Consider the following 9,693-nt stretch of genomic DNA (forward strand, 5'->3'; position numbering starts at 1 on the left):
CTCAAAACGGACCCGCCACATGACGACCACCCTCTGCACGCGAGGCCCACTGATCTCCGTCGAGGGCGTCACCGGAGTAGGCAAGACGTACCTGACCGCCCGCGCCGTCGAGGCCCTTAACGGCGGGCCGCTGATGATGGAGGCGTTCTCCCAGCGGGCAAGCGGGCATCCAGGACTGGGTAAAGCCCTGCTTCGCGCCCTGCGAAAGGCCTGCACAGGGGACCCATTTCTGCGCGGGGGCACTCCCCTGGCCGAGGCTTTGATCCTGCTGGCCATCAAGCGGTATGACCTGGACACGATCATTCCCGGACTGTCCAGCGGGCGTACCGTCATCGAGGGCCGCAGCATCGACACCACGGCGGTCTGCCAGGCTCTGCAGTTGCACCCCGCGGACCCGGACGCCGCTCTGGAGACGGCAACCGCCCTGCTGGCGTTCGCAACCTGCTACCGGCCCCTGCCCGACCTCACGATCCTCGTCACGGACGACGCCCGCGAGGCCATCATGCGCGCGCAGCGGCGCGACGGGTGCGTCTTCACGGCCGAGCAGGCCACCTTCATGCGGGAGGCATGCGCACTCTACGAACGGCTCCCCGCCACCGACCCGGCACGCTACCGCGTCGTGGATCGGCGCACCGTGGACGAGTACGAGGCTGCCGAGCAGATCCGGGCATGGATCCACGACGCCGGGACCAGCCTGGGCTGCTTGCGCGAGCCGTGGCAGGGCTCGGGAGGCCGGTGCATGTGCTGCGGCCACCGCGAGGGATCGGCGGCGGCATGAACGAGGCTTCCCGCCCCTCAACGTGCCCAGTAACGGCTTCACCGAGCAACTGCTGCGCGCCCGCCATACCCAACGACGTCGACGCCCTCATCTTCGACTTCGACGGAACCCTCGCCAACACGACGCCCATCCACGAGCACGCGCTGCGAGCGGCGCTGCGGCCACACGGCGTCGACCTGAATCACGACTGGTACGTCCGGCACGTCGGCCTGTCCATCGACGACCTGCTTGCCGCGCTACCGGGCGGCCGACAGTTGCCCCGCGACGAGATCATCTGGCATAGCCGCGCCCACCTGATCGCCACCGTGCACAGCATCAATCCCAACTCGTGCGTCGTCTCGCTCCTGCACGCCGTACGCCATGCTGGATTGCCTTGTGCCGTGGCGTCGGGCGCCAGCCGACTTCTGGTCTTCCCCGGGCTCGACGCTCTGGGCTTGACGGACGAGTTCGCGGCCGTTGTCGCGCGAGAAGACGTCAGACGTGGCAAGCCAGACCCTGACCTGTACCTCGAGGCTGCTCGACGCCTCGGCACTCCGCCGGACCGCTGCCTCGCCGTCGATGACGCTCCCGACGGCATCACCGCCGCACGCGCAGCCGACATGTACGTGATCGCGGTGGTTGATGGCCACTTGATCCCCACCGACGAAGGCGCCGCACACCGCTTCGCTTCCGTGGCTGCGGCGCCGATAACCGCACGATCAGCAGATCCTGCCGGATGACGACGTGACGCCATCGCACGAGGAGAACCTGATGCCCGTCCTCCACTCGACCAAGAACCTGAAGATCGTCGAACCTCCCACGCCCACGAGGGAGGGTGTCGCAATCTTCGAGTACACCGACACGTACACGGTGTTCCATTACGGCAGGATGCCGGACGAGATTGCCGGGAAAGGCGAGGCGATCTGCCGGATGGCCGTCTTCAACTTCACGATGCTGGAGGCGGCGGGCGTGCCCACCCACTTCCGCCGATTCATCGCCCCGAACCAGATCGAGTTCCATCTCGCGCGTGTCCCGGACCCGAACGAGCCGTTCACCCCGGACGCCGGAAGCTACCTCATTCCCGTGCAGGTCCTCTTCCGCAACGAGCTCCCGCAGGGCAGCTCCGTGCACCGCCGGCTTGCAACGGGCGCACTGCAACCGGCCAAGATCGGGCTCCTGGGCCGCCCCAAGGTCGGGGACAAGCTGCAGCGTCCCCTCATCGAGTACGCAACGATGCTGGAAGACGTCAATCGATTCATCGGCGGGCCCGAGGCCCAGCGTCTCGCCAGCCTGAGCGACGAACAGTTCCAGACCATGCGCGACACCACCATCAAGGTCAACAAGGTACTGACCGGCCACGCGCGTAGGCTCGGGCTGAGCCACTGCGACGGCAAGCTCGAGTACCTGGTGTCGAGCAACGCGCGCATCGTGCTGGCCGACAGTCCCGGCACACCCGACGAGAGTCGTCTGATCTACAACGGAGTGCACTGCGGCAAGCAGATCCTGCGGAACTGGTACGTGGACAACGGACTCGAAGTGCCGGTGAGCAAGCTGATCGCCGAGGGCGTACCCAGAAGCCGATGGCCGCAGCCGCCGCCACTCCCGCCCGAGTTTCTGCCAGTGATGTCGGATCTGTACCGGTCCCTGAGCGAGACCTGGACGGGCGAGCACCTCTGGGACGCGCCGGACCTGCACGCCGCCACGCAGGCCGTCGCCCGCCTCATCGGTCAATGACGGCACACAGCGGCCGGCATGAAGGCATGCTCGTCTCGATGCGGCGGGCGCGAGCCGGAAACGCCACGGAACCCGCGAGAACGGTGGATACATGGGCGGCTTGACAGACGACCCCGCCTTCCTGGCGACGACGTTCGTGGTCATCGACTTCGAGGCGACGACCCCCAAGGGCTACCCGGCCCAGCCCATCGAGGTCGCCGCTCTCGCCCTGCGCTACGAGCAAGGCGCCTGGACGACGGCGGGCAGGCCGTTCGTCTCTCTCATCCGGCCGCCCGCGTTCGCCCCGGTGACGCCGGCTGTTACGGCCCAAACCGGCTTGACGCCCGAGCAGGTCAGGCAGGCACCTAGTCCAGCCGAAGCGCTGAGCGCACTGGATCTGCGATTCGCCGCGGGTAAGCAGTATCTGCTGGTGGCTCAACATGCCGCCACCGAGGCCAACCTCATCCACAACCAGCGTGAGCACTGCCCAGCGCTGGCCCGCATTGACCTCCTGGACACGATCCCGTTCGCCAAGCACGTCGTCCCGGGCCTGCCGAACCACAAACTCGACACGCTGTTGGCGCACTTCGCCATCAAGCAGCCAGCGGATCGCCACCGGGCCTACGCCGACGTCGATGTCACCGCGCAGGTGTTCATCCGGCTCATCAACGCCGCGGACGAGGATGCTCAGATCAGCGATCTCGCGGCTCTCGTGAAAATCGCGGGCCGCACAGCCAAATGCAACATGCCCGCCCAAGGCGGATTGTTCGACATCTAATCCGCTGGTGGGAGAGGGCCCGAGGAGGACGGTTGCTCACCATGATGATCGAGGAACAGTCGGACCGCGAGGAGGTCCCGTTCTGGTTCGATCCGCTGTGCCCCTGGGCGTGGATCACCTCGCGCTGGCTGCTGGAGGTCGAGCGGGTCCGGCCAGTGCGCGCCGACTGGCGGATCATGTCGCTGGCACACCTGAACCTCGTCCAGCGCGAAGGCAAGGGGCTCAGCGACGAATACCGAGACCTCATGACGAAGGCATGGGGTCCGGTGCGCATCTGCGCGGCAGCCGCTGAGCACGCTGGCCGTGGCGTCCTCGGACCGCTGTATACCGCCATCGGCACCCGGCTTCACAACCAAAGACGTCGCGACGACCCCAACGTCATCACCGAAGCTCTGACCGAGGCGGCCCTGCCCGAGTCACTGGCCGCAGCTGCCACCAGCACGGAATTCGATCAGCTCATCAAAGCCTCGCACGACGAGGCGTTCAACGAGGTCGGCCTCGATGTCGGGACGCCCGTTCTCCGTATCGGCGGCACAGCCTTGTTCGGCCCCGTGATCACACCGGCTCCCCGCGGTGAAGCTGCAGGACGTCTTTGGGACGGCCTCGTCCTGGTTGCGGGGACGGATGGCTTCTTCGAGCTCAAGCGGAGCCGGGACCGGAGCGTCAAACCGTCATTTGAGTGAGTGGGCACCCACAGCTCGACCGACGCCGACTGAGGTGGCGAACAGCGGCTCTGGTGCCGACCGAATACGTTCGACGGACCCGGTCAACCGATCCGAGCCGGGCCGCTGATCGCCCGCGCAATACGGGGCCCGACAAGGCGCTCGGCCTCGGCCAGCGGGTACCAGGCGGCCCCGCTCACTTCGGACTCCTGAATTCGCCCCATGTCCGCATCCGTCACGAAGGCGTACCCGATGTCCAAGTGGTAGTGATCCGGCTCATCCTTCGCCGGCCGGGCCGGAACCGCGCCGTACTCGATATAGACGGGGGTCGGCGACGCAAGGAAGACCTGGCCGGGGTCGACACCGCACTCCTCCGTCAACTCGCGCACTGACGCGTCGATCAGCGTGGTATCGGTCGGCTCCAGGTGGCCTCCGGGCTGCAGCGGGATCCCGTACGCAAGGTGCTCGACAAGCAGGATCTTGGCGCCGCGGACCAGCAGCGCTCCGACGGTCACGTGCATCCGAAAATTCCGCCGCGAGGCGAAATCCCCTCCCTGAGACAGCAGTCGCACCGGCTCAGACAGCAGCGCGGCTTCGTCCGGGTGGTGCTCGAGGTATGCGGTCAATGTGCTCGAGATGTCTGAGTCACTGATCGCCACGGGGCACCTCCCCACCGACCCGAGAGCGACGCTCTCCGCGACCGACTGCTCGGAAGTAGACGATGGGCACCGACACAGTCAGCTCCTAAGAATGATCATCAAGCGGTCCCTACTGCGCCGGTCGCTGCAGCCACTCCACGCTGGGTGTGACCACGCTCGCTTTCGAACTAGCAGCGTGGCACAGCCGTCACATGCTCCGCTCAGCAAACCAGAAACTCGCCAGCCACCCTCGACACGCCAGTGGTACCGGTAAGGGAGACGGATGAGACGCTCGACTCGCGCTGTGGCAGACCAGGCGCGGGGACACGATTCCCGGTGGTGTCTGGCAGAGCGTCCATAGTGTGAGGCGAGGAGTCCTGCTGGCCACCAAGCTTGCTGGCTCCGGCGCTGCCAGAGTCCTGGTGCGCACTCGTCCACGTGGTCGTTCACTAACCTCGGCCAGACCAATTGCGCCGCCGTCAGGGACGTTGGCCGCCGAACGGTCAGGGACGGGCACGTGGGCGGTTGCCGCCTCTGATCCGGCGCGGGTGGCATGGCGTGGATGGGCGATGTGGGCGCGGGGCAGGCGTCGGGGCCGCTCACCGTCAGGTGCGCGAGCCCGGGAAACAGGTGGTCCAGCTCGCCAGGGCGGGAGGGTAGGCGTGGACGGGCCTCATCGCCGAGCCCCCGTCCTCCCCCGCCGTAGTTGTCCCTGCTGAGGCCCGACACCACACCCACGTATGTCTGGTCGGGGGCTCAGCCTTGACAGGCGGCGCGGAGGTGGGTGTCGATATCGGTCCGTCCGCCCGGTGCAGAGGGGGTGCTGAGCGGATCGACCGGGCTGGGATGGGGTTGCTCTGATGGGGCAGCGCGAACGTACCGCCAGAGACGAGGAGACGGGTGTTGAGTCCGTTTCGGGTGTCGCGGTCGCTGTTGCGGGTGCATGGGCGGGGGGTTGTTCGGTATTGCCTTCAGTGTCGCTTTTTGTTGTCGCGCTCAGTGTCACCGCTAAGAGCGCCACACCCATCGGTGTGCCCTCTGCTCAGGTTAGGCGGGTTTCGGCTGTTGCGATGGCCGCCCCGAATCGCTTTAAGGCGACTCCTTGAATATATGTGCGGGCACGTCGGCACTGCCTCCTCCTCTGCCGTAGTGGTTCCCATCATCTGCTACTTTCCCGTCCCCTCTCGCTGATGCTCCTACCGTGGCCCACCATGTGGTTGCCTGCCGGCCGGCCCTGGTGAGGCCCTTGCCGAGAAGGTGGTGGGTGAGCAGGTTCTCTTCGCCGCCCTCCCCACTCGTTGGGGCCGGGGAGCGGCCGCACCGACCTCGGTTCCCGCGTTCGCTATCGGGGCGTGTGCGGCAGCGAAGGTGTGTCGGATGGGGGGAGATTTCCGTACTGGAAATAGGGGTGGCGTTCCCTGCTGCGGTTAAGGCCGCTACCCCTCTCAGGTGTTGTTTTCGCAGGCCTTCCCGGTTTCGGACGGTGCGATGGGCGGCCCGACTCGTCTAAGGACGAGTCCTTTGAATATGTGTGCACGTGTGTGAAGGGGCTGGTCGTGCTGCTCGTGTCCTGTTCGGCGGCGGCTTGTCTGCATCCCTTGGTTCTTCTTGGACTGCCAGCAGTCTGGCCGGCTCGCGGCTAAGCCGCGGGCCGGTCTCGGTGTTGACCTCGGTCTGAGCGGCGAGCAGCGTCTTCGTCTGAGGTGGTCATGGGTGCGTCGCACGCGTGTGACCGGCGCGTGTGACAGGTGACGCCTTCGTGCCGCCAACCCCCAACCCGACGGTTCCCCTGGCCCCGCGTCGTCGCCGACATCGCCGCGTACATGTCCCTCACCCTGCCGTGTCGGTCGTGGTGGTAGTCGCCCAGGATGTCGGTCATGTGGGCGGTGATCATGTCGAGTCGGGTTGTGCGCTCGGCGTGCATGCCCGGCAGGTGGGGGCGTCTTCGCCGGGGTTGTATTCGATGGGGTCGCATTCGCCGCCCAAGGTGAACATCTCCTCGTAGGTGCAGATTTCGAGGTGGCTGCCGTCGTCGCCGCGTTCGAGGCGGACGATGACGGGTTGAACGTGGCGGGGGTCCCTCATGATCGCCTATCCGGGGCCATGGTCGGTGAGCGCGGGCTGCCGGGGGCTGACGATGGGACGGGCGGCGGTCATGTTGGCGTGTGCCATGTGGTGTGCCTGTCGATGTCTCGGCATGTTATTCCGGTGCCGTGTCGACGGTGTTACCACCTCATTCAATGAGGGCTCGATAAACAACGCTTGTCAACCGGGATGCATATTATTCTCGCAGATTCTTTCGCGCGGCATTCGGGCATCGTTCGCCGTGGTCGGACGAAAGGCGAAGAGCCGGACGCGCGTGTGACGTCAAGGCTGATCCCATGAGTTTCTCGCGAGATGTTTCCACAGATCAGCGGTTGTTTTGTTAGGTTAGCCTCTCCAGCCGTTGGGGTGATACAAAAAATGGCCCGATCGACTTGCCGTCCGCGTTTCGTGCGAGGGATGGTCGTGATGCAAACGAAAAAGCACCGGCCCGGACGGGGGCCGGTGATGCGACCAGAAAGGGCCCCACACCATGGCTATTCACATCGCGGAAATTGCCGCTACTGAAATCATCCCCGCTGATACGGAAACCGCCGTCGCGATTCCCGCCGACGCCGGGCCTGTGGTGGCCCCTGACGGCCCCGACACCGCAGCCCGGGACGCTGACACCACCCCGGATGGGGACGCCCGTGTGGCGGCGGTGTGGGCGGCGCTGAACGCCGAGCCGGGCACATCGGCCACGATGATCGGGGCGGCGGCCGGGCTGAGCCGGATGGTGGCGGGCAAGATCCTCAACCAGTTCAAGGCCGAGGAGCGGGCTCGCCGTGAGCCGGGGGTGAATGACGGTCAGACACGGGGCCGCGCCGCCGACCGGTGGTACCCGATCACCGTCAGCAGCGGTAACGCCGCCTCCTCGTACACCATCGCCTCGGACGGTACCGCCCGGGGCACCTCGGATGTCGATATGCCGGAGACGGCGCCCGCCGTCCCGGATGCTGACGCCACCGGCACCGCCAGCGCCATCCCGGACGCTGACGCCGTGCCCGCGCCGGAGGAGACGCTCCCAGACGCCGCCGCCGATTCGGCCGACCCCGCCCCGGCGGCCGAGCCGACCGGCGAGGAGGACCTGATCGAGGAGATGCCGGACCTGCCGGAGGATGTGACCGGCGATGACGCGCCCGGCGAGGGTACGGACCGGGCCGACGACGCATCGATCCCGGTTGCCGACGCTGACACATCCGAGCCGGTGACTAGGCCGCGGTCTGAGCCTGACGTGTCCGAGCCTGATGCGTCTGGGCCGGTGTCCGAGCCGACGGCGGATGATCCGGCCTGGGTGCGGGTGCGGACCGAGCTGGCGGAGCTTTCCGACCTGTTCGGCGGGGTCGCCCTGGCCAAGGCCGAGGGCAACGATGTGATGGCGCTGGGGTGCCTGGAGATGGCGATGGCGCGGGTCGCCTCCGTGCACCGTGAGGCGCGGGCGGTGCTGACCGGTACCGCCGCCGCCCCGACCCGCCCCGCCTCCGGTACCCGGCCGGGCACCGCCAGCGCCAGCGGTGTGGAGGGTGGGGTGCGGCCGGGGGCGTTGCGGGATCGGGTGCACGCGCATCTGCTCGCGTTCCCGGACAAGGACTTCACCCCGTACGAGATCGGCAAGGTCCTGGACGCCTCCTCCGGCGCGGTGGCCAACGCGTTGGACCGGCTCGTCAGTCTCGAGGACGCGGTGCTGACGTGTGAGCGGCCCCGCCGGTTCGCCCTCGCCCCCACCGACGACATGCCCGATGACGCCTCCGCCGGAAGCCCGGCTGAGCCGGGCCACACGGCCACCGACACCTACAACGGCTGAGCCGGGTGGGACGGGCCGCCCCACCCTCCGCGCCGGGCTGCGACACGCCCCTGCCACCCGCTGATCACCGGCGTACCGGCCTCTGACACGGCAGGACCGGATCCCACCACACCCCATCGCGGCATCGCCTCTGTTTCGCATGCCCGCACCTCACCGCCCCTCACCACCACCGATCAGAACCGCCCATCAGAAAGGGAACTGTCATGGCTCACGAGATCGAGATCTTCGCCAATGGTTCGGCTGGGTTCGCCGCCGCCGGTAAGCCGGGCTGGCACGGGCTCGGCTATACCGCGCCGGGTCCGATGACCGCCGAGGACCTGCTGTCCAACGCTCAGCTCGCCGGGTGGAACGTGCGCAAGGTGCCGGTCGGCCAGGTGAACGACCCCGTCACCGGCCTGCCGGTCCTCACGGATGAGGACTTCCTGGTGGTGCGCACCAACCCGGTCACCGGCGCGCCGGAACGGCTCGGCCGGGTCGGCCGGGACTACCAGGTGCTGCAGAACGAAGACGTCACCGGCTTCCTGCAGACCCTCGTGGATGAGTCCGGGGCGGTCTTCGACACCGGCGGGTCGCTGAACGAGGGACGGCGGGTGTTCGTCACCATGCGGCTTCCCGAGCCGCTCATGGTCGGCGGCTTCGATCAGATCGACCTGTATCTGGCGGCGTTCTCCCGGCATGACGGGTGGGGGTCGTTCGTCACCGTCGCCACCCCGGTCCGGGTCGTCTGTGCGAACACCGAACGCGCCGCGCTGGCCAACCACGCCTCCAAGTTCACCGTCCGGCACACCGGCAACGTGGCCGGGCGCATCGCCGAGGCACGCGAGGCGCTGAAACTGACCTGGAAGCACGGGGAGGCGTTCGCGGCCGAGGCGGAGAAGCTGCTGGCGACCCGGATGGATTTCGCCGAGTTCCGTCAGTTCGCCAGCGTGCTGTACCCGCTGCCGCCGGGGGCCAAGGACCTGGCGCGGAAGAACCGCGAGCTGACCCTGCGCCAGCTGGAGCACCTCTTCGCTCAGGCTCCCACCCAGGAGCCGATCCGTAACACGCGCTGGGCGGCTTACAACGCGGTGACCGAGCGGCTGGATCACCGCAGCCCGGTGTTCGGTGGCCGTGATGTGGCGATGGTGCGGGCGGAGCGGGCGCTGCTCGATGACCACGACAACGCCAAGGTCAAGGCCCGCGCGTTCCGGCTCCTGGCCACTGCCTGACCCGCCATCCACCCCCGGGCCTCCGGTACGGCCCCCGCACAGGGGCCGTAC

At 67.6% G+C, this 9,693-nt stretch carries 9 protein-coding genes; 7 read left to right on the forward strand and 2 right to left on the reverse strand.

Going from position 1 to position 9,693, the window contains the following annotated elements; translation table 11 throughout:
* Positions 1-19: 19 nt before the first annotated feature.
* From GUY59_RS13080 to GUY59_RS13100, 5 genes are all read left to right on the forward strand, one after another.
* Positions 20-778, forward strand: a complete 759-nt coding sequence (locus GUY59_RS13080; protein ID WP_138204180.1) for a dTMP kinase — start codon at positions 20-22, stop codon at positions 776-778.
* A complete protein-coding gene (locus GUY59_RS13085; RefSeq protein ID WP_138204182.1) occupies positions 775-1,497 on the forward strand; it encodes an HAD family hydrolase in 723 nt (240 codons plus the stop codon). The genes GUY59_RS13080 and GUY59_RS13085 overlap by 4 nt, the downstream gene beginning before the upstream one ends.
* A 31-nt stretch (positions 1,498-1,528) precedes the next feature.
* Positions 1,529-2,491, forward strand: a complete 963-nt coding sequence (locus GUY59_RS13090; protein ID WP_138204184.1) for a phosphoribosylaminoimidazolesuccinocarboxamide synthase — start codon at positions 1,529-1,531, stop codon at positions 2,489-2,491.
* 91 nt (positions 2,492-2,582) lie between these two features.
* On the forward strand, positions 2,583-3,248 hold the full coding sequence (locus GUY59_RS13095) for a 3'-5' exonuclease (protein ID WP_138204186.1): 666 nt from the start codon (positions 2,583-2,585) through the stop codon (positions 3,246-3,248).
* A 41-nt stretch (positions 3,249-3,289) separates the two neighbouring features.
* Positions 3,290-3,931 carry a mycothiol-dependent nitroreductase Rv2466c family protein gene (locus GUY59_RS13100; protein WP_138204204.1) on the forward strand — a complete coding sequence of 214 codons (642 nt, stop codon included), beginning with the start codon at positions 3,290-3,292 and terminating at the stop codon, positions 3,929-3,931.
* An 83-nt stretch (positions 3,932-4,014) separates the two neighbouring features.
* On the opposite strand, the gene GUY59_RS13105 is transcribed toward GUY59_RS13100, so the two are convergent.
* Complete coding sequence (locus GUY59_RS13105) at positions 4,015-4,569, reverse strand: NUDIX hydrolase (protein ID WP_138204188.1); 555 nt, start codon at positions 4,567-4,569, stop codon at positions 4,015-4,017.
* A gap of 1,869 nt (positions 4,570-6,438) precedes the next feature.
* Entirely contained in the window at positions 6,439-6,633 is a 195-nt protein-coding gene (locus GUY59_RS13110) for a hypothetical protein (protein WP_138204190.1), read from the reverse strand.
* A gap of 490 nt (positions 6,634-7,123) precedes the next feature.
* Between GUY59_RS13110 and GUY59_RS13115 the strand changes: the two genes are divergently transcribed.
* Together GUY59_RS13115 and GUY59_RS13120 are read left to right on the forward strand one after the other, a co-directional pair.
* The gene (locus tag GUY59_RS13115; protein WP_161714522.1) at positions 7,124-8,434 is read left to right on the forward strand and encodes a hypothetical protein; all 1,311 of its coding nucleotides are present in this window, start codon (positions 7,124-7,126) and stop codon (positions 8,432-8,434) included.
* A gap of 203 nt (positions 8,435-8,637) precedes the next feature.
* Entirely contained in the window at positions 8,638-9,642 is a 1,005-nt protein-coding gene (locus tag GUY59_RS13120) for a DUF932 domain-containing protein (protein WP_138208843.1), read from the forward strand.
* Positions 9,643-9,693: the final 51 nt, after the last annotated feature.

This window comes from Nonomuraea sp. K271 (genome assembly GCF_009908215.1).
Taxonomy (GTDB): domain Bacteria; phylum Actinomycetota; class Actinomycetes; order Streptosporangiales; family Streptosporangiaceae; genus Nonomuraea; species Nonomuraea longispora.